Origin of the sequence: Rickettsiella grylli, assembly GCF_000168295.1 — a bacterium.
Lineage (GTDB): Bacteria > Pseudomonadota > Gammaproteobacteria > Diplorickettsiales > Diplorickettsiaceae > Aquirickettsiella > Aquirickettsiella grylli.
Genome location: NZ_AAQJ02000001.1, coordinates 1258565 through 1283785, shown reverse-complemented (window position 1 = coordinate 1283785; position 25221 = coordinate 1258565). Strand labels below are relative to the sequence as shown.

19 protein-coding genes and 1 tRNA gene are annotated in these 25221 nt (G+C 36.9%); 14 read left to right on the top strand and 6 right to left on the bottom strand.

Annotation, left to right across the window (positions count from 1 at the left end):
- Positions 1 to 47: 47 nt before the first annotated feature.
- Both RICGR_RS05945 and RICGR_RS05940 read left to right on the top strand, forming a co-directional pair.
- Positions 48 to 1307: a 6-phosphofructokinase gene (locus tag RICGR_RS05945; protein ID WP_006035929.1), complete on the top strand. Its 1260-nt coding sequence runs from the start codon at positions 48 to 50 to the stop codon at positions 1305 to 1307.
- 142 nt (positions 1308 to 1449) lie between these two features.
- Positions 1450 to 2118: a LexA family protein gene (locus RICGR_RS05940; RefSeq protein WP_006035337.1), complete on the top strand. Its 669-nt coding sequence runs from the start codon at positions 1450 to 1452 to the stop codon at positions 2116 to 2118.
- 22 nt (positions 2119 to 2140) lie between these two features.
- Here the strand turns inward: RICGR_RS05940 and RICGR_RS07555 are convergent, their stop codons facing one another.
- On the bottom strand, positions 2141 to 2851 hold the full coding sequence (locus RICGR_RS07555) for a 4'-phosphopantetheinyl transferase family protein (RefSeq protein WP_006034723.1): 711 nt from the start codon (positions 2849 to 2851) through the stop codon (positions 2141 to 2143).
- Between the two features lie 451 nt (positions 2852 to 3302).
- Between RICGR_RS07555 and RICGR_RS05930 the strand changes: the two genes are divergently transcribed.
- From RICGR_RS05930 to RICGR_RS05915, 4 genes are all read left to right on the top strand, one after another.
- Positions 3303 to 4997: a GspE/PulE family protein gene (locus RICGR_RS05930; RefSeq protein WP_040615626.1), complete on the top strand. Its 1695-nt coding sequence runs from the start codon at positions 3303 to 3305 to the stop codon at positions 4995 to 4997.
- 14 nt (positions 4998 to 5011) lie between these two features.
- Complete coding sequence (locus RICGR_RS05925) at positions 5012 to 6136, top strand: type II secretion system F family protein (protein WP_006035521.1); 1125 nt, start codon at positions 5012 to 5014, stop codon at positions 6134 to 6136.
- Positions 6137 to 6955 (top strand): prepilin peptidase, encoded by an 819-nt coding sequence (locus tag RICGR_RS05920; RefSeq protein ID WP_006034736.1) that lies wholly within the window; start codon positions 6137 to 6139, stop codon positions 6953 to 6955.
- A 117-nt stretch (positions 6956 to 7072) separates the two neighbouring features.
- On the top strand, positions 7073 to 8077 hold the full coding sequence (locus tag RICGR_RS05915; RefSeq protein ID WP_006035516.1) for an NAD(P)H-dependent glycerol-3-phosphate dehydrogenase: 1005 nt from the start codon (positions 7073 to 7075) through the stop codon (positions 8075 to 8077).
- A gap of 11 nt (positions 8078 to 8088) precedes the next feature.
- Here RICGR_RS05915 and RICGR_RS05910 read toward each other — a convergent pair whose 3' ends face one another.
- Positions 8089 to 10017, bottom strand: coding sequence for an aconitate hydratase (locus tag RICGR_RS05910; protein ID WP_040615219.1), 1929 nt, complete (start codon positions 10015 to 10017; stop codon positions 8089 to 8091).
- A 192-nt stretch (positions 10018 to 10209) separates the two neighbouring features.
- Here RICGR_RS05910 and RICGR_RS05905 point away from each other — a divergent pair, with 192 nt between their 5' ends.
- Positions 10210 to 10728, top strand: a complete 519-nt coding sequence (locus RICGR_RS05905) for a disulfide bond formation protein B (RefSeq protein ID WP_006035910.1) — start codon at positions 10210 to 10212, stop codon at positions 10726 to 10728.
- 15 nt (positions 10729 to 10743) lie between these two features.
- Here the strand turns inward: RICGR_RS05905 and RICGR_RS05900 are convergent, their stop codons facing one another.
- The 4 genes from RICGR_RS05900 to gyrB all read right to left on the bottom strand — a co-directional run bounded on the left by RICGR_RS05900 (position 10744) and on the right by gyrB (position 16086).
- Positions 10744 to 11910 carry a serine/threonine-protein kinase gene (locus RICGR_RS05900; protein WP_081441709.1) on the bottom strand — a complete coding sequence of 389 codons (1167 nt, stop codon included), beginning with the start codon at positions 11908 to 11910 and terminating at the stop codon, positions 10744 to 10746.
- 145 nt (positions 11911 to 12055) lie between these two features.
- Entirely contained in the window at positions 12056 to 12640 is a 585-nt protein-coding gene (locus tag RICGR_RS05895; RefSeq protein ID WP_006035152.1) for a YggT family protein, read from the bottom strand.
- A 5-nt stretch (positions 12641 to 12645) separates the two neighbouring features.
- On the bottom strand, positions 12646 to 13587 hold the full coding sequence (locus tag RICGR_RS05890) for an LD-carboxypeptidase (RefSeq protein ID WP_006035294.1): 942 nt from the start codon (positions 13585 to 13587) through the stop codon (positions 12646 to 12648).
- 87 nt (positions 13588 to 13674) lie between these two features.
- On the bottom strand, positions 13675 to 16086 hold the full coding sequence (gyrB, locus tag RICGR_RS05885) for a DNA topoisomerase (ATP-hydrolyzing) subunit B (RefSeq protein ID WP_040615623.1): 2412 nt from the start codon (positions 16084 to 16086) through the stop codon (positions 13675 to 13677).
- Positions 16087 to 16494: 408 nt separating this feature from the next.
- Here gyrB and alaS point away from each other — a divergent pair, with 408 nt between their 5' ends.
- The 7 genes from alaS (at position 16495) to RICGR_RS05850 (ending at position 25195) form a co-directional block, all read left to right on the top strand.
- Positions 16495 to 19110: an alanine--tRNA ligase gene (gene alaS / locus RICGR_RS05880; RefSeq protein ID WP_006035069.1), complete on the top strand. Its 2616-nt coding sequence runs from the start codon at positions 16495 to 16497 to the stop codon at positions 19108 to 19110.
- 31 nt (positions 19111 to 19141) lie between these two features.
- Positions 19142 to 20365 (top strand): aspartate kinase, encoded by a 1224-nt coding sequence (locus RICGR_RS05875; RefSeq protein ID WP_006035916.1) that lies wholly within the window; start codon positions 19142 to 19144, stop codon positions 20363 to 20365.
- Between the two features lie 181 nt (positions 20366 to 20546).
- Entirely contained in the window at positions 20547 to 20765 is a 219-nt protein-coding gene (csrA, locus tag RICGR_RS05870) for a carbon storage regulator CsrA (RefSeq protein WP_006034764.1), read from the top strand.
- A 51-nt stretch (positions 20766 to 20816) separates the two neighbouring features.
- Positions 20817 to 20906, top strand: a tRNA-Ser gene (locus RICGR_RS05865).
- Positions 20907 to 21274: 368 nt separating this feature from the next.
- A complete protein-coding gene (locus tag RICGR_RS05860; protein ID WP_006035295.1) occupies positions 21275 to 22207 on the top strand; it encodes a glycosyltransferase family 2 protein in 933 nt (310 codons plus the stop codon).
- A 27-nt stretch (positions 22208 to 22234) separates the two neighbouring features.
- Positions 22235 to 22909, top strand: a complete 675-nt coding sequence (locus tag RICGR_RS05855) for a class I SAM-dependent methyltransferase (protein WP_006034969.1) — start codon at positions 22235 to 22237, stop codon at positions 22907 to 22909.
- A 6-nt stretch (positions 22910 to 22915) separates the two neighbouring features.
- The gene (locus RICGR_RS05850) at positions 22916 to 25195 is read left to right on the top strand and encodes a hypothetical protein (protein ID WP_006035567.1); all 2280 of its coding nucleotides are present in this window, start codon (positions 22916 to 22918) and stop codon (positions 25193 to 25195) included.
- The last annotated feature ends 26 nt before the right edge of the window (positions 25196 to 25221 follow it).

Genomic DNA, 25221 nt, shown 5'->3' with positions numbered 1-25221 from the left:
TGTTTCAAGTATATTATTTATTTTAAATTACCTGGAGAATAAGCAGGATGTCAAAAAAAAATGTATTTTATGCGCAATCGGGTGGTGTAACGGCCGTTATTAATGCAACTGCCTGTGGTGTTATCGAAACCGCCAGAAAATATAAAAATAAAATGGGTAAAGTTTATGCAGGGTGTAATGGGATTATGGGTGCGCTGACTGAGGACTTAATTGATACCGGTAAAGAGAGTCATCAAGCCATTGCGAGTTTATATTATACGCCAGGAGGAGCATTTGGTTCTTGTCGTTATAAACTAAAAAGTTTAAAGGATAATCGCGCAGAATATGAACGTTTATTACAGGTGTTTAACGCCCATAATATTGGTTATTTTTTTTATAATGGGGGGGGAGATTCACAGGATACGGCACATAAAGTGTATAGGCTTAGCCAGACGCTGGGTTATCCCCTACGTTGCATTGGCATCCCTAAAACGGTCGATAATGACCTTCCTATCACCGATAATTGCCCAGGCTTTGGGTCTGTTGCCAAATATGTGGCTATTTCCACATTGGAAGCCAGTTTAGATGTTGCGTCGATGCATGCAACGTCGACAAAAGTATTCATTATGGAAGTGATGGGGCGTCATACCGGCTGGATTGCCGCGGCAAGTGGATTGGCTCGGCAAAACAAAGGAGATGCACCCCATATTATTTTATTTCCTGAAATAAGTTTTAATGAATCTTTATTTTTACAGGAAGTGGATAAAACAGTAAAAAAATGGGGTTATTGTGTTATTGTTTTGGCAGAAGGTGTTCAAGATGGGACGAAAAAATTTTTAGCGGAAGGAGGCACGACGGATGCATTTGGCCATAAGCAGTTGGGTGGTGCAGCACCGATTGTTGCGCAACTGATTAAAACGAAATTAGGATATAAATATCACTGGGCCTTACCGGATTATTTACAACGTTCAGCCCGGCATATTGCTTCTGAAGTGGATGTGGAACAAGCTTATGCGTTAGGTAAAGCAGCTGTTGAGCTTGCGATTGAGGGCAAAAATGCGGTTATGCCGACGATTGTCCGGGTCGCCAATAAACCTTATCAATGGGTTATTGGCGAAACAAAATTGGTGACCGTTGCAAACAAAGAAAAAAAACTGCCCCGTTCTTTTATTACTCAGTCGGGTTTTCATATTACATCGCGTTGCCGCGACTACCTGCTGCCATTAATTCAAGGAGAGAGCTATCCTCCCTATCGAAAAGGTTTACCAAATTATAGATCATTGAAAAAGATTAAAGTTAAGAAAAAATTAGAAGATTTCGCCATTTAATTAAAAATAATCTTTTCGCTACTTATCTAAAAAGGTAATATATATTACCATATATATTACTTTTTTTGACATTTATCGCGCTTTAAACACAGTATAAGTTTACTCTATGGTCATAACAATAAAATTTTAATAAAGCTATGGCATGAATATAAAAGATATAAGACGGAAAAACTTACGGATACTAGCACGTACAGCAGGTGGGATCACTGTTTTATCGGAACGTTTGGATCGTTCGCAAAGCCAAATTAGTCATTTAATAGGTAATAATCCGATTAAAAACATTGGTGATCGATTGGCCAGTCATATTGAAAAAACGTTTAACAAGCCTCACGGATGGTTGGATCATGAGCATGTTGCCGAAGAGGTTGAAGGGACTTATCATTACCAGAATATTCAACCTTATTATCAGGTTCCTTTATTATCGGCTCAAGAAGCGAAAGAACGTTTTCTGCATTTTACAAAAATTTCTGTTAAAACGTATTCAAAATACCTCAGTACTAATATTCCGCTCACATCAGATGCGTTTGCACTTCGGGTTGAAAACGACTGTATGGAAACCGCTCAAGGACCCAGTTTTTCAAAAAATTGTATTATCGTATTAGATACAGACTGTGTTCCGCACAATGCTGATTTTGTTCTCGCCAAAGTAAAGCAAGATCCGAGTAGTACATTGCTTTTTAGGCAATTAGTTTTTGATGGAAATCGGCGCTATCTGAAAGCGCTTAATCGGCAATATCCAACGACAGAAATGCAGCCTGACGATACAATTTGTGGTGTTGTGCGCTTTATGTTGATGGAATTTTCATCATAAAAGTGAACATGACTGAGGAGAATTAAATGGAGAGGGGATGTGTGTATGCGTTTACGTGAATACGTTTCCTACGGCCTTTAACGGCAATTGCCGCGGAGAAATTTGAATAAAACGGAAAATTAAAAAGCGCATAATGTGAGTTCGTCTTTTTTTGGTTTCTCAAAAGATGTAATGGGGTATATAAGGACCGCTTATATTGAGACAAGGGGTGAGTTCCCAGCGTATAGTTTTTTGCTTTTATTAACGCTTCGGTTCTTACCCATATATTGAAGAACACTTTTAATTTCTGATTCCCCTGTAACAATTGTAATCGATTATATTCTTCTGCAGAGAAAAAACGGTAAGCAATTTTATCAAGGTTGATCCCCTGTCTTATATATTCAATATCTATTCCCACGGGCGTATTCAATGTAAAAGCATACGCTAAACTATTTTTTGAATGAGAAAGATTAAATTCTATCGTGTGTTCAGCGTTTGTTTGTGTTAGCAAAGGTTTGCCAAAAGATGAATAGCTTAATTTTAATTCTTGTGGAGATTTTTTAGAATAATAGGCAAGTAAATCACGCAATATTCCTCTTGAAATAATAAACTTTTCTCGATGGATGGAAGTTAATTTATCAGCGCGATTTTTTTCTTCAGTAGAAAGCCAACGATGAAAGTGTTTATATTTTTTTTTATGGGCTTCAAATTGAGTATGCCAAATATGAATGATCGGTTGGTTTAATTCACGCATAACGAAGATTCTGATTCTTTTGTTTCTATTGATTTAATATATATTATCTGAGCGGTTTAAGCATGTGAAATGTTTACTGAGATAAAAAAAGTTTCCGTGAATAACTGACAAACGGGTTTCATTGCGAAAGCAAATGAAAATTATTTAGTTAAAAAACCTTGCTGATGACCTATTGGCCTCTATCCGCTGAGAAAATATCAAACAGTGAATAAGCTGTTTCAATTATCTTTCAGCATCGAATGAGGATAATAAGTAAGCCTATTTAAAAATAGAAGTTATTATTGTTTTAATTTTTCTATTGTCAATTTTGAGCTTTTACCAGCAAGGTATTCTTCGTTCTAGTTATAAATATAAACATTATTAAAGTAATGTGTCAATACATTTTATGGGTATTTGCGTTATACTGCTAAAAGCCATTAATAAAAATAAATCTTTATACGGATCATTAAAAATGGAAAATGTTGCTATCAATCACGTTATAAGAAAATTAATGATCGATTGGAATTTAAAAAGAGAAGATATTGCTGAAATACTTGATGAGGCTAAGCAAAAAAAAATTTCTTTTATAACCTGTTTAATGCAAACAAAAAAGATAGAATCGCTCTACTTAGCGAAGCTTTTAGCCAAAGAATTTTTTTTAGATTATCTTGATTTAGATACCCTTGATACATTGCAAATACCATGTCATTTATTAGATAAAACGTTACAACAAAGATTTAAAATACTTCCCTTATCGCAAGATAAAAAAAAATTAAATTTAGTGTTAGCTGATCCGTCGCAACAAATTGCGTTCGATACTATTCGATTTAGGACGGGTTTATGTTTGGAATATAAAATTACTGATGAAAAAAAATTGTCAAGTTTATTAGAGAAAGTCATTTCTTTAAAAAGCATAGTCATTCATCGTTCTATGGATCCGAAACCAGATGGCGATGCGCAACAAGACGCTATAAATAATCCAAATTTGTCGATAAAGAGCGTCGCTAATAACGATGTAACGATTATCAATTATGTCTACCAGCTTTTACTGGATGCGATTCGAAAAAATGCTTCTGATGTTCATTTAGAACCACTTCAAGGACGGTTGACAATACGTTTTCGGATTGATGGCCTATTATATTCGAGCGCCATATTACCTAAACCATTCATGTCACGCGTTATTACCCGCTTAAAGATTATGGCTCAATTAGATATTGCTGAACGTCGAATTCCGCAAGATGGTCGTTTTCAGGTAAAGGATAAATTTGATCGAGATGTTGATTGTCGATTAAGTACTTGCCCTACCATTCATGGCGAAAAATTAGTAATTAGAATTTTGGATAGTAACCAAATGTTGCTAAAAATAGATAAATTGGGCATGAATGAAAAACAAAAAAATGAATTTATAACTGCTTTAAAAAGTCCTCATGGAATGATTTTGGTTACCGGCCCTACGGGTAGTGGAAAAACAATCACGCTTTATACGGCTTTAAATTTTTTAAAGCATTCAACAGTTAATATTTCTACCGTTGAAAATCCCATCGAAATTATTTTGCCCGGAATAAATCAAGTCAACATAAATCCAGCTATCCATTTAACTTTTGCTTGTGTATTAAGGGCATTTTTGCGTCAAGATCCGGATATTATTATGGTCGGTGAAATGCGTGATCAAGAAACGGCTGAAATAGGAATAAAAGCAGCACAAACAGGACATCTTGTTTTGTCAACGTTGCATACCAATAGTGCTATTGAAAGTTTAATTCGCTTAGAAAATATGAATATTCCGACTTACAACATCGTTGCCTCGGTCAATTTAATTATTGCGCAACGATTAGTAAGGCGTTTATGTGACCGATGTAAAATTGAAACGCCATTACCTAAAGAATTTATTCGTAAGTTGAATTTAATAACCAATTCTAAAATTAAAACATTTGCTGCGAAGGGATGCGATCACTGTACAGAAGGATATAAAGGACGTACAGGTATTTTTGAAATTTTAACATTGACAGAAAAAATAAAAAAAGGAATTTTAAAAAAAAATTCCATGCTGGAAATAAAAAAGATGGCAGAGAAACAAGGAATGCAAACATTATATTCATCCGCCTTAGAAAAACTGAAGCAAGGGGTGATCAGTGTGTTAGAAATGGAAAGAGTGATAAAGGACTAAAAAAAAAGTTATTTATGTTAAGAATTTTTAAGCACTTATTAAAATTACAATCGCGTCATCTTTTGTTCGTTGATCTTCCAAGTAGAATGATGCGATCGATTAAACCGATTAAGATGCGAGAACTTTTGGTGTTTACGCATCAAATAGCGCGATTACTGAAGGCAGGAATTCCTTTGTTGTCAATTTTGCAATTATTAAAATCGACCACTAAAAATACATCATTAACTCATTATATACAAAAATTAATCGTCAATTTAGAAGAGGGTTTTTCGTTAAGTGAGGCACTAGAAGGAAATAAACTTTATTTTAATCAATTTTACTGTAGTTTAATTGCGCTAGGAGAAAGAACAGCTACTTTGGGTTTAATGTTTGATCGTATTGCGGTTTATCAAGAAAAAAATATGAAATTAAGATCCAAAATAACGAATGCGCTTGTTTATCCGTTGGTTGTTTTAAGCGTAGCAATTCTTGTTTTTATTGCGTTATTAATGGGTGTAGTTCCTCAGTTTGAGCAATTTTTTTCAGAAGTGGGAGCACAATTACCCTTCATTACGCGCATTATTATCTATTTATCAAAAAATATTGGATATATTAGTTTTACTTTCGGTTTTTTAGTATCAATGATAGTAATCATTTTTGTTTTTTTGAAAAAAAAATATTCTGACGTCTCTAATAAACTAGATAGTTTTTATTTAAAAATTCCCATAATCCATAAAATAATATCAGAAATAATAATAGCTCGAATAACACGTGCATTATCTACTGCGCTGGCCGCAGGATTACCCTTAGTTGATGCGCTTCAACTTGTTGCGGATTTATCCGGTAATTTTGTTTATAAAAAAGCGATTTTAAAAAGTTGTTTATTGATTCGTGATGGCGAGTGCTTTTATGCTGCTTTTTCTCACCAAAAATTATTCCCTTCAGATTTATTAGCGTTGATTAAAGTCGGAGAAGTAGGTCATTGTCTGGTTGAAATATTAAATAATACGGCTGATCTTTATGAAGAAAAAATAAATTATTTTGCTGAAAATTTATCGGTATTATTAGAGCCAATATTGATTATTTTTTTAGGGCTAATGATTTCTTGTCTTATTATAGCAATGTATTTGCCCATCTTCAAATTAGGAAGTATTATTTAGATGCAAATGATGTTAACAATTTTTTTTTCTGTTTTTTGTATTTTTTTAGGAAGTTTTTTTACGGTCGTTGTTTATCGTTTACCTTTAATATTAAATGATCAATGGAAGAAAAACGCCTTGAATTTATTAAATCAAGGAAATCTTGTTTTGACCAATGAAAAAAAATTTAATCTTTTTTTACCTTTTTCGCATTGTCCACATTGTAAAAAATATTTAACTATTTTACAGAAAATTCCTTTATTAAGTTATTTTATCCTAGGACGAAAGTGTTCGCACTGTCAGATTAAAATTTCTTTTCGTTATCCATTGATTGAGCTATTAACGTTAGTCGTTTCACTCAGCGTTATTGGACGGTTTGGGCTAAGTTTACAAACGATTTCGGCTTTAATCTTAACATGGGGGTTATTAATTTTAGCGTTTATCGATTTTGAACATCAGTTATTACCGGATATTATTATTTTTCCTTTAATGTGGTGCGGTTTGCTTTTAAGTATAAAGAAGGTTTTTGTTTCTCCAGAATCGGCTATTTTGGGTGCAAGCGGTGCTTATCTTTTTCTTTATCTACTGGCGAAAGGATATCAATGGATAATAAAGACTGAACCCATGGGAGAGGGGGACTTTAAATGTTTTGCCCTGTTAGGTTCTTGGTTCGGTATAAAAACCATACCTTATATTCTCTTTATAGCTGCTGCTACAGGTTCGTTGGTGGGTATAGTGTATTATTTGTATGATCGAGAAAGCTTGAAAGAAGGAATTCCTTTTGGCCCTTTTTTAGCGTTATCGGGTTGGGTTACTTTATTAAGTCAATTGTATCTCTAAAGTGAAAACAATTTTCTGGAGAATGAATGTTCTTGATTAAATTTAATTAAGAAATTTACTTTTTATCTTTTGTAATTCATCGTATCATTGAGGAATAGTATTTAAGATTTTGTCATAATGAAAAAACATAGGTCTTTAAAGTCATCAGACGATTGTTCGCCTATCGCTATTATCGGCGCAGGTGCTTGGGGCAGCGCCCTTGCTATCCATTTAGCACGTAACGATCAAAAAGTCCGTTTATGGGCGTATGAAAAGCAACAAATTACGGAAATAAATACGAGAAGAACCAATGAACGTTACTTGCCGGATGTACTTTTCCCTTCTAATATTACTTGCTCGGATGATTATCAAACGATTTTTTCAGGGGTACAAGATGTTTTAATTGCCGTACCGAGTATCGCTTTTCGCGACACCCTAAGAAAAATCCAGCCCTACTTACACGTGAATCAACGTTTATTATGGGCCAGTAAAGGATTAGATTCTGAAAAGCATCAACTATTAAATGAAACCGCTAAGGAGATTTTAGAAGATATCAATATGGCTGTGCTTTCAGGTCCGAGTTTTGCCAAAGAAGTAGCTAAAGGATTACCAACAGCGGTTTGTATTGCATCGGAAAATTATGATTTTGCCCACGATTTATTACTACGATTTCAGACTAAAAATTTTCGTGTGGAATTGACTCAAGATATTATTGGCGTAGAACTTGGCGGTGCTATGAAAAACATATTGGCTATTGCTGTGGGCATAACCGAGGGTTTAGGTTTTGGTGCGAATGCTAAAGCAGCAGTAATGACCGCAGGTTTATCCGAAATGCTTGAATTAGGTTTGATTTTGGGTGCAAAACAAGAAACTTTTTTAGGGCTCTCAGGGTTGGGCGATCTCGTATTAACCTGTACGGATAATCAATCTCGTAATCGTCGTTTAGGTTTAGCTTTAGGAGCAGGACAAAGTATAGAGGAAGCTAAAAAATTAATTGGGACTACAGAAGGTTATGAAACTGCAAAAAATATTTTCTTTTTAATAAAGAAATATCGAATGAAAACCTTATTTTGTGAAGGCGTTTATCAGATTTTGTATGAGAAAAAACAGCCAAAAACACTTTTTAAAAATTATTTTTCATAAAAATTTATTGTTTATTGTTTTATCCAATTGATAAGGCCACCTGCTAATAATACGTTTAATTCTCGTGGACTTAGCGTGTGAGCAGCCAGATAGCTTTTATTTTTAGTTTTATTATGAATGGTAATAACCTTTGAGTTTTGAATGGTTTCACGAACGTTTTGTATGAATAAAATATCCTCTTGGTCAATGGTGTCATAATCGCTAGCGGTGTTGAAAATGAGCGGTAAGATTCCAAAATTAACGAGATTTTGTCGATGAATACGTGCAAATTGCTTCACCAGCACGGCTTGTACACCTAAATAACGAGGTGCGATGGCAGCGTGTTCTCGGCTGGAACCTTGTCCATAATTTTCGCCACCAACAATAATCGAGCCTGTTTTCTGATAGTCTAATGCTCTTTTTGGATACGATGAGTCAATTTGATCAAAAACAAATTGACTGATTCCTATAATATTGCTCCGGAAAGGAAGTACTTTAGCGCCCGCAGGAAGAATGGTATCGGTAGAAATGTTATCACCGACTTTCATTAAGACAGGTCCTTCAATGTTATCCGCGAGAGGAGGGAAAATAGGTAGCGGTTGAATGTTAGGTCCTTTGGCTAATTTGACGTCCTTAGAATTTTTTGGAGGAGGCACTAGCATACTGATGTTAATACTAATTTTTTCGGGCTCTTTAAAACGCAAATAAACTTTATTGAGAGAACGAGGGTCCGTAATAACACCCGTTAGCGCAGAGGCGGCGGCAATTTCTGGGCTGCAGAGATACACTTGATCGGCCTTCGTTCCAGATCGGCCTGGAAAATTTCGGGGTACAGTGCGTAAACTGATTTTTCCTGATGCAGGCGCTTGGCCCATGCCGATACATCCATTGCATCCCGCTTGATGAATACGCCCACCTGCACGAATTAATTGATCTAAAATGCCTAATTCAACCATATTCTCTAAAATTTGGCGTGATGTAGGGTTGATATCAAATGAAATCCCCGGTGCTACTTGTTGCCCGGCAACTATTTCTGCTGCAATTGCGAAATCTCTTAAACCAGGGTTTGCGGATGAACCAATCATGGCTTGATAAATAGGTCGTCCAACAACCTCTTGAATAGAGACCACTTTCCCTGGACTAGAAGGTAATGCAATTAAAGGTTCCAGTTTGGAAAGATTAATTTCATCATGTTCATCATAAGAAGCATTTTTATCAGCAATAATCTCTTGCCAATCCGATTCACGTTGTTGTAATTTCAAAAATTCGCGTGTCGTTGCATCGGATGGAAATACACTCGTTGTTGCACCCAGTTCTGCGCCCATATTGGCAATAACATGACGATCCATTGCCGATAAATAACGTAACCCAGGCCCGTAATACTCAATAATTTTGCCGATTCCCCCGTCGACGTCATGCCGACGCAATAATTCCAAGATGACATCTTTAGCGCTGACCCAATCCGGTGGTGAATGGGTTAGCTTAACTCCCCAAACCTTGGGCATAGTCACATGAAAAGGATATCCCGCAATGGCCATGGCAACTTCTAATCCCCCTGCGCCAATGGCTAACATGCAAAGTGATCCGGCCGCACAGGTATGGCTATCTGAGCCTAATAAGGTTTTTCCAGGTTTTCCAAAACGTTCCATGTGTACAGGATGGCTAACACCGTTACCCGGGCCACTGAAATAAAGACCAAATTTTTTACAGGCACTCAATAAAAATAAATGATCATCTGCATTTTTAAAATCTGTTTGTAATAAGTTGTGGTCAATGTATTGTACAGAAACCTCCGCCTTTGTTTGGTGAATACCCATTGCTTCACATTCGAGCATGACCATTGTTCCGGTGGCATCTTGGCATAAGGTTTGATCTATTTTGAGGGCAATTTCTGCCCCAGATTGTAATTCACCTTCGACTTTATGTAAGTTAATTAGTTTTTGTGTTACATTTTGTGACATACTCATCTCTCTTATCTCTTAAGGTTTGAGTGAATATCTTCGACCACCTAACAAAAAGTCTCTATAAACTGCTTAAACAATAAAAGGTCACTGGGTCATAATAACTTATTGATTAGGTTGAATTTTTTTCAATTTATTAGATAATGTGTATTAGTTTACAGCATGCCTCAATATAACGGTAGGGATTAAAATATGCATTTGCCCGTTACTCGCTGGATCGATTTATTAACCTTTTTTCTATGTGCTTTAACACTCGCCGTTGCCGTCTATTTGCAATATAAAGTTGGACTTATCCCTTGTCCACTGTGTATTATCCAACGGTTTTTAATTATGTTGTTGGGTCTTTTATTTCTTATGGGGGGGTTGTTTAATTTTGAATCGATAACGCGTTGTTTTTTGCACACACTCACTTTTTTAGTGGCCACGGCAGGTGCTGTCGTTGCCAGTCGACAACTGTGGTTGGAACATTTCCCATCCGATAAATTAATCAGCTGTCAAGCGGCAATTGCCCAATTGAGTACATCGACTTATTTCCATAAAATAGTGGAATTATTCTTCCAAGGAACCAGTAATTGCGGTAGTGGAGCATGGCGATTTTTGCATTTAAGTATGCCCGCATGGACGTTAATAATTTTTATTCTGCTCGCTGCCATTTCTTTACGCCAGGTATATATTAATCGACGCAAACATAAATTACGGTTCTTATCTTAGGAATATTTTTTAAGCTTAAATCTGAGCGAACGAGTGCATGAATCGTTTATTCGCACACAGGTTTTTGGGCTTCCCATCTATCTCCAGGAAGCGAATACTGTTGTCTAATGCAATTTTTAATTCTTTAGCTTCAGGCCTTAATTCAACAGGGGCTAACATTAATAGCGCAAGCTTTTCTAGAGGTTGTTTTAGAGAAGTGAACGCTTGGCGCTGTAAATCTAAATTGAGGCTCTCCCAATAAGTATTATAATTTTCAGCCCATTTTTTATAAATAAGTATTTTTTCAAATTCATTATCTGATTTTTCTGATGGACCTATAGGCCGCCTATTTTTTAATAGATACATTAACGTTGCACCCAGTGACCAAATGTCCGCTTTATCTATATTTTTAATTTTATTTTTACAAAATTCTGGATTCGTCCATATTTCCGGAGCGATGAAATAATAAGTAGAAAATTGTGAGGCAGGCTCATCTTTATAGTAAGCACAACCGAAATCAGCCAACTCAACGTCACCATTTTCTTTAAGAAGGATATTATTCGGCTTAATATCGTTATGGATGATCCCCTCGTGAATTTTACCTTTTTCATCCCTAAATTTAGAATTATGTAACGCATCGAGTATCGTTACAAGCTGATGCACGATACGAAAAATAGTATGGAAAACAGAACGGTCTTCCGATTGAAGCTTTTCATGGAGAGTATTGCTATTGATTTCAAGGTCGCCTAATTTTCTATAACACGTATAAAAAAAATGGGTTGCTAGGCTTGAGCGATGAAAAATAGGTAATGAACATAAATGAAAGGGGAAATTTGAAGAAATTGTATTTTTAATGGAATTAACCATTTTTATTTCATGTGCAACACTTGAGCCACCTTGCTTTTTTATTAATGTACAAAATTTATTTTTGGAAGGAAACAACAAAGTGCATAGTTTAACAAATCCATTTTCGCCGTGTTTTATCGAATGTTTATTATGATAGGTGATGTGAGCATCAATGTCTCCGATTAATTCTTTTATAAAAACTTTTACTTCAGGCGTGGTACACGCTTGTGTGGATGGGGATAGTTTTTGAGCGTTCATGGGTGAAGGAACGGTTGAAGCGTTTAGAGTGAGCGTTAAATTTGGAGGACGTTTTCTCTTAAAAAGACCTGATGTAGTCATGGATGTTGGGTTAGGCATAGATAAATATTTATTTTTTATAGCCAGATTAAAATTTTATAAGGTTATTTTAGAGAACAACAATTAAAAAACTATTAAATCGACTAGTGATAAAAACAATTAGTTTTTTAAAAACGTGACTCATTAAAGGATAAATATTTTTATATTAATGACCAAATGCTAAATTTGCGCCAATTTGTATCAATGGGTGCACGATCAAAATAGATAATACTTTTAAACCGATGATGAGAATAAGCGGTGAAAAGTCAAATCTTGAAAGAGGAGGTAAAATACCACGAATAGGTTTCAATAAGGGTTCACTGATGCGTACTAAGACTTCAACAAGAGGACCATGTGCTAAAGGGTTAACCCAGCTTAAAATAGTCAACGCAATAAGGGTATAAAAGAAAATATTAATAAGTTGATTGAGCAGATCAGCAAACCCAAGCAAAACGACTCCCATTAAATGGGGTGTGGTATTAATTTGTAATCCTAAAATAAATGAAAATTTTATTATTTCTAACCCTAATAGTAATAAAATAGCTGCCAGATCAATACCGTGCAGATTGGAAATGATACGATAAATCGGTCGTAAAGGAGGATTGGTTAATGTTTCTATTAATATGAATAAAGGATTGTTCGTATTGATGTTCGCCCATTGCAAAATAACGCGCAAAAGTAAAATAAAAATATAAAGATCAAAAATAGATTGAAGCAGGAATAAACTGGCGTTATTAAAGGAATGAAGCATAAAAATTAACCTGTTATTTTGATTGTGAGCAGATTTTTATTGAGATCTAAATGCGCCTGTTTACCAAAAGGTAAACTACGGTTTTTTCTTCCATGGCCGACCTCTGGACAACGTAATACAGGGCAGTGTTGTTCTATAGCAAACCGTTTGAGTATTGTTTGAATTTTTTCTTCTTCTTCAGGTTTTGAAGGAAAAGTAAAATTCCCTAACACGATGGCCTTGACATGATTGAATATTCCTGACTGATATAAATGCTGTAACATTCTGTCGATACGATAAGCAGATTCATTGACGTCTTCTAAAAATAAAATTTTATCTCTCGTTTCAATATGCCAATCGGTGCAAAGACTCGTTTGGACGATACTCAAACTACCTCCCGTTAAAGGAGCGTATAGACTACCCAAAAATTTATTGGAGTTAAGATAAGATTGTAAATAATACGTTAATTGTGATAATTGACCGAAAATAATTTTTTTTAGTTCATTGCTGTTTTCTGTTTCAATGAAATGATGAACCACTTGATTGAGTGAAGGACCATGTAGAGTTTGCCAATGCCATTTTTGTTGAAGAAATAAATGGAGGGCGGTAATGTCACTAAAACCTATAAATAATTTACATTTTTCAGGGGCAGTTAATTTTAATAAATAAGGAATTAAACGCGTGCAACCATAACCTCCGCGCAGACACCAAATGGCTTGGGAATCAGTGTTGGACAAGGCCTCTTGTAAGTGTTGAAAACGGTTTTCGTCACTATTTGCACAAAGCAAATCAGAACCCAATAGGCTCGAAGAAATTCTTGGAATTAATTGCCAACTTTCCAGTAAGTTTTTAAGCTTTCTCATCGTTGATGTATCAGAAACTCCGCTTGCTGGAGCAATAATATCGACGATGGAATTTTTCTTTAAAGTGGGCCAAGATTTAAAGTGCGTAGATGTGAAGTGCAGCATGTTCAAGCGGTTTGAATGATAAATTGATACTCAAAATGTTGTCTCTGTTGGGAATAGTCGACCTTTAGAGCCCTACAAGCAGTTAGGTTAAATATCTAAATTGCCTACTTCTAGCGCATTTTGTTGAATAAAGTCGCGACGAGGCTCGACTTGGTCCCCCATTAAAGTCGTAAAAATTTGATCGGTTGCAATGGCATCTTCAATAGTAACGCGCACCAAGCACCGCGTGTTTGGATCCATGGTTGTTTGCCATAGTTGATCAGGATTCATTTCACCTAAACCTTTATAACGTTGTATAGCTTGTCCTCGACGCGCTTCAGCCAATAGCCATTCATAGACTTCTTTAAAGTTTTTCACGGTTTGTTTTTTAGTATCACGCTGTACGTAAGCTCCCGGTCCGATAAGTCCGTAGAGTTGTGTCGCCATGTCAAATAAGCACTGATATTCAGGCGTTTTAAAGAAGTCGTAAGAAATTTTATAGAGAGTCTCTAAACCCTGTGTGTTGATTGTAATTTCAGGTAAAAATACTTGTCGCTCAGTATCTTCACGAATCGTTATTTGATAACGAATGGCTTCATTATCGGTTGTTTTTTGTAATTGCATGTGCCAACTTTTTGTCCATTCCAACATTTTCGTTGAATCCGCTAATGTTTCGGAAGGTAAAGGGGGAAGATCTAAAATGACTTGCAAGGCATCGATGGGATAACGTCGTGACAAATGTTGAATAATCATTTGTGTTTTACGATAATTCATGATTAACGTTTCTAAACCAATGCCTTGAATAGAAAAGCTCTCGCTATGAGGGTATAGGATTGCATTATGGAGCGCGGTTTGTGTGAGATAAGCTTGTAATGCGGCATCATCTTTTAAGTATTGTTCTTGTTTCCCTTTTTTAATTTTATATAAAGGAGGTTGTGCGATATAAATAGTACCGCGCTGCAATAACTCGGGCATTTGACGGTAAAAAAAAGTTAATAATAAGGTACGTATATGCGAGCCATCAACGTCTGCATCGGTCATGATGATAATACGATGATAACGTAGTTTATCGGGGTTATATTCTTCTTTCCCTATACCGCAACCTAAAGCAATGATTAAGGTTCCAACAGCTTCCGAAGAAAGCATTTTATCAAAGCGTGATTTTTCGACATTTAAGATTTTCCCAGTGAGCGGTAAAATAGCTTGATAACGACGATTGCGCCCTTGCTTGGCGGAGCCACCTGCCGAATCTCCTTCCACAATAAATAATTCACAAAGAGCAGGATCAGTTTCTTGGCAGTCGGCTAACTTTCCAGGTAGGTCAGCAATATCGAGTGCTGTTTTTCGTCGTGTCATTTCACGTGCTTTACGTGCTGCTTCCCGTGCTCTTGCAGCATCAATAATTTTCATCATGATAGCGCGAGCATCCTGCGGTGTTTCTAACAAAAACGCTTCGAGTTTTTCTGAAGTTAATGTTTCAACGATTCCTTTCACTTCTGAAGAGACCAATTTATCTTTCGTTTGTGAAGAGAATTTTGGATCAGGGACTTTAACTGATAAAACAGCCGTTAAACCTTCTCGCGTATCATCACCGGTTGTCGCTATTTTTAATTTTTTGTTCGTTGCTTCATGCTCAATATAAGTGTTTAACGTACGGGTTAACGCAGCGCGGAAACCCGCCAAGTGGGTTCCGCCATCACGTTGAGAGATATTATTGGTAAAACAGAAGATGTTTTCTTGAAAACTATCATTCCACTGTAAAGCAACTTCAACAGAAATGCCATCGCGTTCTGCGGAAAAATAAAAAGGCTGTTTGTGAATTAATGTTTTATTTTGATTAAGGTATTCAACAAAGGCTTTGATTCCACCGATATACTTAAACTGAGTTTCTTCATTCGTTCTTTCATCAGTTATGTTAATGGCTACACCCGAATTTAAAAAAGATAACTCGCGTAAACGTTTCAGCAAAATATCATAGTGAAATTTATTGTTCTGTTGAAAGATAAGTTTATTGGGATAAAAGCGAATCTCAGTCCCTCTTTCTTGCGTTGTTCCAGTGATTTGTAGAGGAGCGGTAGGTTCTCCTAGCCGGTAAGTTTGCTCGTAAACGTTGTTATTGCGTCGAATGATAAGATGAAGCTTTTCTGATAAAGCGTTCACAACAGAAACACCGACGCCATGCAAGCCTCCCGAAACTTTATAGGAGTTACTGTCGAATTTACCACCGGCGTGCAAGACTGTCATGATAACTTCAGCCGCTGAGCGGTTCTCTTCAGTATGAATATCGACAGGAATACCTCGCCCGTTATCCTTAACAGTCACTGAACCGTCACTATGGAGGATAATATCAATTTGAGAACAATAACCAGCCAATGATTCATCGATAGAATTGTCTACGACCTCAAAAACCATATGGTGCAGACCGGTTCCATCATCCGTATCGCCAATATACATGCCAGGACGTTTACGGACAGCATCGAGACCTTTTAAGACCTTTATATTGGAAGAATCATAAGGCATACCCACTCCACTTTGTTGATTAGTGCTTTCCTTAAGACTGAGACCAGGCTCAAAAGCATGGGTATGTGAAATAGATTCACCCTTCGTTAGGGATGCGTTTCCCCCCTCCAAAATATCATTTTTAATCGACATAGTGACCAGTAATAAAAGGTTTGAAAGCCAGAAATTATACCATAAATTGGCCGTTAAACTCGAATATAATTAAGAAAATACAGGGATTTAAGACATTTGCGCAAGGAGGAGGCTCATTGGATTGATTTTAACCCTATTATATAATAAGGGATAATAAGGGAAGCTCAATTGAACGCTTTCAGTGCGCTTAAAAAAGGATAAATCGCTTTTAATTGATTGACACCAAAATCACTTGACGGGATACTCTTCGGTTTTGTATTGAGAAGAGTTTCCGATATGAATAGTAATGCCTTACGACAGTTATTTCTTAATTATTTTAAAAAGCAAGGTCATACTATTGTTCCCTCCGCTTCCTTAATTCCAGCGCATGATCCGAGTCTCTTATTTACCAATGCAGGGATGGTGCCTTTTAAGGATGTTTTTTTAGGCCTGGAACAACGATCGTATTCGCGAGCGGCGAGTGTACAACGCTGTATGCGAGCAGGAGGGAAACACAATGACCTGGAAAATGTAGGCTATACCGCGAGACATCATACCTTTTTTGAGATGTTAGGGAATTTCAGTTTTGGGGATTACTTTAAACGTGAAGCTATTTTATTGAGTTGGAAATTTATGACAGAGGAGTTAGGTCTTTCACCTGAAAAATTATGGATCACTGTATTTACTGAAGATGATGAAGCAGCGAATATTTGGCTAAATGAGGTAAAAATTAACCCTAAGCGCTTTTCTCGTTGTGGGAGGCAGGATAATTTTTGGTCGATGGGCGACACGGGGCCCTGTGGGCCCTGCTCTGAAATCTTTTATGATTATGGGCCTGGTATCTCTGGAGGGGCACCGGGCACATCTACAGCGAGTGGTGATAGGTATGTTGAAATCTGGAATTTGGTTTTCATGCAGTATCAACGTTCGTTCGATGGAAAGCACATCGCGTTGCCAAAACCTTCTGTGGATACAGGGATGGGTTTAGAACGGCTTGCTGCAGTTATGCAAGGGGTTACAAACAATTTTGATACGGATCTTTTTTTGCCTTTAATTAAAATCGTCGCTAAAGAAGCTTCTTTAACCGATTTCACCACGACTTCTTTACGGGTGATAGCCGATCATATTCGAGCGTGTGCGTTTTTAATTAGTGATGGTGTTTATCCTGGCAATGAAGGTCGTTCTTATGTATTACGTCGGATTATTCGTCGTGCTGTTCGGCATGGTCATAAAATAGGTTTAGATCGTCCTTTTTTTTACCGTTTAGTGCGTCCATTAGCGCTGCAAATGCAACACGCTTATCCGGCGCTTGTAGAAAAACAAAAATTTATTGAAAAAATTTTGCTTGAGGAAGAACAGAAATTTGCTCGAACCTTGACTCAAGGTCTTAAATTATTTGAACAAGAATTGGATAAATTAAAAGATAAAAAACAATTTCCAGGATTAGTCGCCTTTCGTCTGTATGATACCTACGGGTTTCCTGTCGATTTAACAGCAGACATGGCGCGAGAACGAGGTTTAGTGATCGATATGGCAGGGTTTACGACGGAGATGGATGCTCAGAAGAAAAAGTCTAAAGAGGCAAGTCATTTTTCGACGACGCCTCATGTACATTCGTCTGAAAAAAAAGCGACTGAATTTGTGGGGTATAAAACACGAGAACAGGCAGACATCCCCATTATAGATTTATTGGATGATAAGGACTTGAAAGAAGAATTAGCCGAAGGCGAGGAAGGTTTTGTGGTTCTTACTAAAACGCCCTTTTATGCAGAAAGTGGAGGTCAAGTTGGTGATACAGGCTATTTAGTGAATGCCACGAGTCGCTTTTTTGTGATAACGACCTTAAAAAAAGGGTCATTAATCCTTCACAGGGGTCAGTTAATCAAAGGCCATTTAAAAAAAGGAGATAAAGTGAAGGCAGAAGTGGATCCCAAAAAACGTCATGCAACGACCTTGAATCATTCTGCCACGCATCTATTGCATGCGGTATTACGTGAAATATTAGGGACACAGGTGATGCAGAAAGGTTCTCTCGTGGAGCCAGAGCGATTACGTTTTGATTTTTCGTATAGCAGCCCGTTAACATGCGAACAATTGAAATTAATAGAAAATCGCGTGAATTGGCAAATTCGGGCTAACTTACCGGTGGTTACGCAAGTCATGTCAATGGAGGATGCAAAAAAGGCAGGTGCTTTAGCGCTATTTGGAGAAAAATATGGAAATAACGTTCGCGTGTTGACCATCGGCACCTTTTCCAAAGAATTATGTGGGGGTACGCATGTTTCGCAAACCGGTGATATCGGGTTATTTAAAATAACAGAAGAGAGCAGCGTTTCAACGGGAGTACGCCGCATTCAAGCATTAACAGGACAATATGCCTTAGATTGGGTTGCGGCATTAGAGGATCAAATGAATCAGTTGGCTAAGCTTTTTCATACTTCTAAAGATACTGTATTCGAAAAAGTCTGTTTGGAGGTCAAGACTAAACAATCGTTACAAAAAAAGATTGCGGCTTTGCAACAGTCCATTGTTGCGATGATGGGAGAAGAGCTTGTTTCACAAGCGCTTACTATCAAGGGTATTAACCTGTTAATCAGCGAAATGAATGGAATTGATAGCGCAGGTTTACGTTTTTTAGTTGATCAACTTAAAAATAAACTAAAGCCAGCTGTTATTGTGTTAACGAGTATCGAACAAAAAAACGTCCAATTAGTCGTGGGGGTGACCAAAGAATTGGTTGGAAAAATCAAAGCGAATGAACTTGCCCATTCATTAGCACTGACAATGGGGGGACGGGGTGGTGGACGTGCAGATTTTGCCCAAGCAGGAGGCGGAAAACCGGAAGCCTTAGAGGCCACTTTGAAAAGTGTAAAACATTGGGTTGAGACCCACTTAAATGGCAACTATGCTTAGAATTGAATAATTAATTAAATAGATCACTGCAATGGCTTTAATTGTACAAAAATTTGGTGGCAGCTCAGTTGGAAGTATCGATAAAATTCAACAAGTTGCGAATAAAATTATTGAAACCCGTACACAAGGACACCAATTGGTGGTTGTTGTTTCTGCAATGGAAGGAGAAACGAATCGCTTGATTTCTCTTGCCAAAATTTTGAACGAAGAACCTGATTCGAGAGAATATGATTTGTTATTGGCAACGGGAGAGCAAGCAGCGACCGCCTTATTGGCAATGGCTTTATTGGCACAAGGGTGTCCAGCACGTTCTTATAATAGTTTTCATGTGCCTATTTATACCGATAATCATCATAAAAAAGCCCGTATTTTAAATATTAAAGAAGAGATATTACGGGATGATATTAAGGTAGGACGAATACCGATAGTGGCTGGATTCCAAGGAATTTCTGATTCAGGTGATATGACGACGTTAGGGCGCGGAGGTTCTGATACAACAGCAGCAGCTTTAGCCGCCGTATTAAAAGCCGATGAATGCCAAATTTATACGGATGTGGATGGTATCTATACGGCTGATCCTCGCTTTGTTCCCCAAGCGAAGCGCTTAGAGCGTATCGGTTTTATTGAAATGACGGAGTTTGCTCGCGCTGGGGCAAAAGTGGTTCAACATCGAGCGGTCGAACTTGCGAGTAAATATCATATTCCATTACGCGTTTTATCGAGTTCTCAAGAAGGGTCAGGAACTTTAATTCAAGTCAACGAAGAAGAATCAGCAATAGAGGGGGTTAAAATTACGGGAGTTACGGCAAGTCATCGTGAAGCGAAATTGACGCTGCAAGGACTAACTGCTGAAAAGGAAGCGATGTCGCTGTTTTTTTCTTTATTGAAAGATGCGCGTATTGAAATTGATATGTTGACCCAACAACAAATTTCCCCCAACCAAATGGATATAACGTTTACGTTAGCAAGAGCAGATTATCACCAAGCAAAACAACGACTCCAGACGTTGGTAAAAAAGAAATATGCATTATCTATCGTTGGTAATAAAAGATTAGCCAAGCTTTCTGTGGTAGGGATGGGCCTCCACTCTCATCCCGGCATTATTCATACCTTGTTTCAAGCGCTCGAATCAGAGAATATCCCAATTATTTTAACATTATCTTCGGCATTAAGAATCTCTCTGATGGTGAATGATGGGGAGGTACTGCAAGGCGTTCGGATTTTACACCAGATTTTTGGATTGGGTGAAAAATAAGAAAAAGAGCTTATTAAAGATTATGGAACCCTAAGTACTTTTAAAAAGAATTAAGCTTTCCTTAAGGTTTTATTAGTAGACTGAGTCCGCGAAGCTATATGTCGATTTTACATATTTTTAATGAATGAAAGAGATGTTGCGTATAGTCGATTAATGAGTCAACTAAAGGGGAATCATAAAGATGCTTATTTTGACACGGCGTATTGGAGAAACACTTATTATTGGTGACGATGTTACAGTAACTGTGCTGGGCATTAAAGGGCATCAGGTAAGATTAGGTATTAACGCCCCTAAAGAAGTTTCAGTTCATCGCGAAGAAATTTATAAGCGAATTCAAGAAGAAAAACAAAAACAAGAGGGACACGTTGATGAAGAAGATTCGGAAAGCAGCAAAGATTAATGAACTGTTTTCTAATCCTTGAAGGTAATGCTATACTCGCCAACCTCAGTCGGAGAGGTGGCCGAGAGGTTGAAGGCGCTCCCCTGCTAAGGGAGTATGGCGTAAAAACCATCGAGGGTTCGAATCCCTCTCTCTCCGCCATGTTCTCTCTCATATTTAATCTACGTTAGTTCATCTAAGAAATACAAAAGAAATAGACTTTAATCACTTGAATAAACGTTTTATCTTTTTTCATCATCGTGGTGGAATACTCCATTCAAATTGAGCTGGGAATTTAGAGGCTGCGCAATGCAATACGGATTTATTTTGACTGATATTCAAGAAATAATGAAACTATACGATTGCTTAGTCCTTATTTATCAGCATCCTGGTAAAGCTTAGTTAATGAAGCACTTATACAATTTTATTTACAGGTTCGATTTTAAGAAATATATAATATTTCTACTATTGTTAAACTATATTTAGTATAATTCCTAAAAAATTCTAATTACACAAGGCAGTGTTTCAGCATGAAGCTCATTATTCAAATTCCCTGTTATAACGAAGTAACAACGCTACCTATTACGCTTGCGGCGCTTCCTCGTCAAGTGCCAGGATTTACTCAAGTCGAATGGCTCGTTGTTGATGATGGTAGTACAGACAATACGGCAGACGTTGCGCAAAACCACGGCGTAGATCACATAGTGCGACATCATTGTAATAAAGGTTTAGCACATTCCTTTATGACCGGAATCAATGCCTGTTTAAGACTGGATGCCGACGTGATTGTTAATACCGATGCAGATAATCAATATAATGCCCAAGATATTCCGATATTACTATCTGCTATTGTTGACGGTAAAGCGGATATGGTTGTTGGAGCGCGTCCGATTAATAACATCGAGCATTTTTCAAAAATTAAAAAAAATCTTCAAAAACTTGGTAGTTGGGTTGTTCGTGTCGTCAGTAGAACAGATATTCCGGATGCGCCTAGTGGTTTTCGCGCAATCAGTCGTTCGGCAGCGAAAAAATTGGTTTTATTCAGTGAGTATACCTATACTTTAGAAACTATTATTCAAGCTAAGCAAAAAAATATAAGTGTTATCTCTGTCCCTATTCGTGTTAATAAAGATTTACGACCTTCTCGTTTGGTGAAAAGTATTCCTTCCTATATTAAGCAATCGGTCATGACGATACTACGTATTTTTGTAGTTTACCGTCCGTTTCGTTTCTTTGGTTTTATTGCGGCAATATTATCGAGTGTCAGTTTTATTATTGGGTTACGTTTTCTGTATTTCTATTTCTCAGGCACAGGGAATGGCCATATTCAATCGTTAATACTGGCTGCTGTACTGGGTTTGATGAGTTTTCAGGCGTGCATAACTGCTTTTTTGGCTGATATAATCGGCGCTAATAGGAAGCTATTAGAAGATATACGATGTAGCTTAAAAATATACAGCTAAGAAATAACATGTTGACAAATTTTAAAAATGAATTTTTTATTATTCGATTTAAATAAAGGTTATAAATGGAAATTTAAAATAGCTGGCGGGCTTACAGAAAATGACATCGTTGCCGGAAACGTATTTAATAAATATGATACAAAAAATTACGTCATACGTAAATTAATGCAGGGTTTTTCGTCATCGTTGTCGATATTGGTCAATAAAGTTAACCCAACGAAAATCTATGAAATAGGATGCGGAGAAGGTTATTGGGTTTTACATTGGAATAAACTCGGATTTACAGCATATGGATGCGATGTATCGCATCAAGTGATTGAAATTGCGCAAGCGAATGCCCGTGCCTATCAGCTGCCCAGTCAACTTTTTAATGTCCGAGATCTTTACGATTGCGATAGAACTATCTCCGCTGATTTGATTGTTTGCTGTGAAGTACTGGAACATCTTGCTGACCCTAAGAAAGCGTTGCGCAGACTCCAGGACATCGTTACTAGATATTTAATTTTAAGCGTCCCACGTGAACCTATTTGGCGATTACTTAATATGCTACGTGGTAAATACTGTTCTGCTTTTGGGAATACTCCTGGACATTTGCACCATTGGAGTAAGCGAGGTTTTGTGTCGCAGATTTCAGCCTATTTTGATATTCTCGAAATGAAAACGCCCTTTCCATGGACTATGTTGTTATGTCAACGTAAGTAAAAAAGAATGGATTCAATTAATTTAAAAATAAACAGTCCTCAAAAAGCGGCATCTAAACCGAATTGGTTAATTATAGTGAATGGATGGTTTTTTTTTGTATTCATTCTTTTTTTGTATGGCGCAATTCCTTTTCTCATGATGCCCACATTATCAACAGCACTTTGGACATTAGGTTTTTCTCAGTCTTTTTTAAATCAATCTTTATTGAGTGTTTACGCTATTAATTTCGGATTTCCACATCCTGCAGCTATTGCGTTTGGTTTAACGGGTGCATACACCAGTGCTGTATTGATGGCGATAGGCCTACACGCAGCAGATGCGTATTCCATGATGTTTGTTATTTGGTTAGCGCTCGCTTTTTACGGTGCTTATCGCTTAGGGTTGGATTTAGGGTTAACAGAAATGATGTCGCTGTTAGCCGCAGTATTATGGTTAAGTCTACCCATTGTCTACTTACACGTTACCTTCGCTATGTTAGCTCTTGGAATTGCGTTATTACCTTTTTATTTTTGGATGTCAATTCGACTTTTTTATTTTTCAGAAGCTAAACCTCCATGGGCCACCCTCTTCGGATATTGTTTAACCTGTTTAATTGCTGTATTCATGGATGGATTCAGTTTTATGATGTTTGCTACGGGTTCTTCGATATTAGCGACATATCTTTTCTATCGTTGTAAAGAGAAACGCGCTTATTTTTTAAAATTTGCATTACCTTTTCATTTTTTTGTGTTTGTTTTTTCTGCTTTATTATATATGCTATTTATTAGAAGATATAATTATCCGTTGCCACCATTACAGTATTTTCGAGCGTCCGGTATCGACCTCACTTTTTTATTAAGACCAACGCAAGGTATCTATTGGCTGTGGGATTACTTACATTTCAGTGTTAGCCGATCTATCCTTCAATATTTCGGTTTTCCTATAGGTTGGGAAACAGTTTTTAGTCTTCCTTTTATATTTTTAGGTGGAATAGCCTGGTGGAAAATTAGAAAAAAAAATATTTTGGCAAGTGGCTTCTTGTTGATAAGTATTTTTGGTTTGTGGATGGCTATGGGTCCTTCTTTGAAAGTCAACTCAAAAAGAACTTGTCGAACGCCGCTTTACGTAATGTCTTCTAAACATGCGGTTATGCCCACAGGGAATGCACTACTTTCCAAATACCTTCCAGGATTCCAGGAAATGCGAGAGTCTTATCGTTGGATGGCGTTGAGTCTAGTGGGCTTATGGATATTACAAGTAATTTTTTTTGCACAGATTCAAAAGAATCCTTGTTATCGAAACAATCGAAAAGTAATCATATTACTATTCATGCTCATTTTAGCCAACTTACCCCATCTACGCCCCATTTGGCATAATTACTTGCAGTATTGGAAAAATTTTTACCGACTCGATCACGTATTACTTCCTTTAATGTCATCAGATTTGAGTAAAGGAACTAAAGTTGCTTTTTTACCTTATCGTAATGATTTTTTAATTAATTATCTGGCTGCTAAATTACAAATATACGCTTATAATATTTCTGGAGATAAAAATCTTGCTGAGGCGCGTCAATATTGGCCGAGTATAATGCAGCGTTTCAAGCCAGAATCTGTTGATCCCTTTTTTGTTAATAATGTCCTATTATTACTAGCCACAGGACAAGTTGATGTCGTTGTTTTACCTTATATTAGTTCAGTATGGAATTCTGAAGACTGGCGAACTTTAAGCTATCATAGTGGTATAGTGCCGGTTATGGAATTGCTCGAAAAAATTTCTTGGATTACTGTGCAGAAAAGAAAATATTATGCTATTGCGAAATTAACCCCTCGTTTTTTTTTTCTGGATAAAAAGAAGTTGCTTTGTTCTCTTCAGAAACATCCTATTTCCTTACATGTCAGATTAAAGGAAAATTTTTTTCCAGAAAAAACAATGACTCAAGTAGGATTGATTAAAAAAGGACAAGTCTACTCAACTGGTCGAGCTGGTGTTTTGCTACAAGGTCCTTATATGGTCATGGAAAAAGGCCTTTATCGCTTGATATTATTCGGTTCGGCAAGCAATGTATCTGAGGCAGAGATTTATATAGTATCAACGTCCGACTCGGTCATACATACTCATTTTCCTTTTCGAAAAATTAAGAATATTAAAGAAGGTATACTCGTATCCCATGATTTTCAGCTCAACAAAATCGTAGATGGTTTTAATATTATTGTTTTCGTAGGAAAGGAAACTAAGCTACAAATCAAAGGGTATAAGCTTATCCAAGTTGATTCCCCAGTGACTATTAATTATAAAGAAGTTTATTAGGATTTATTTTTTTAATATTTTATTTA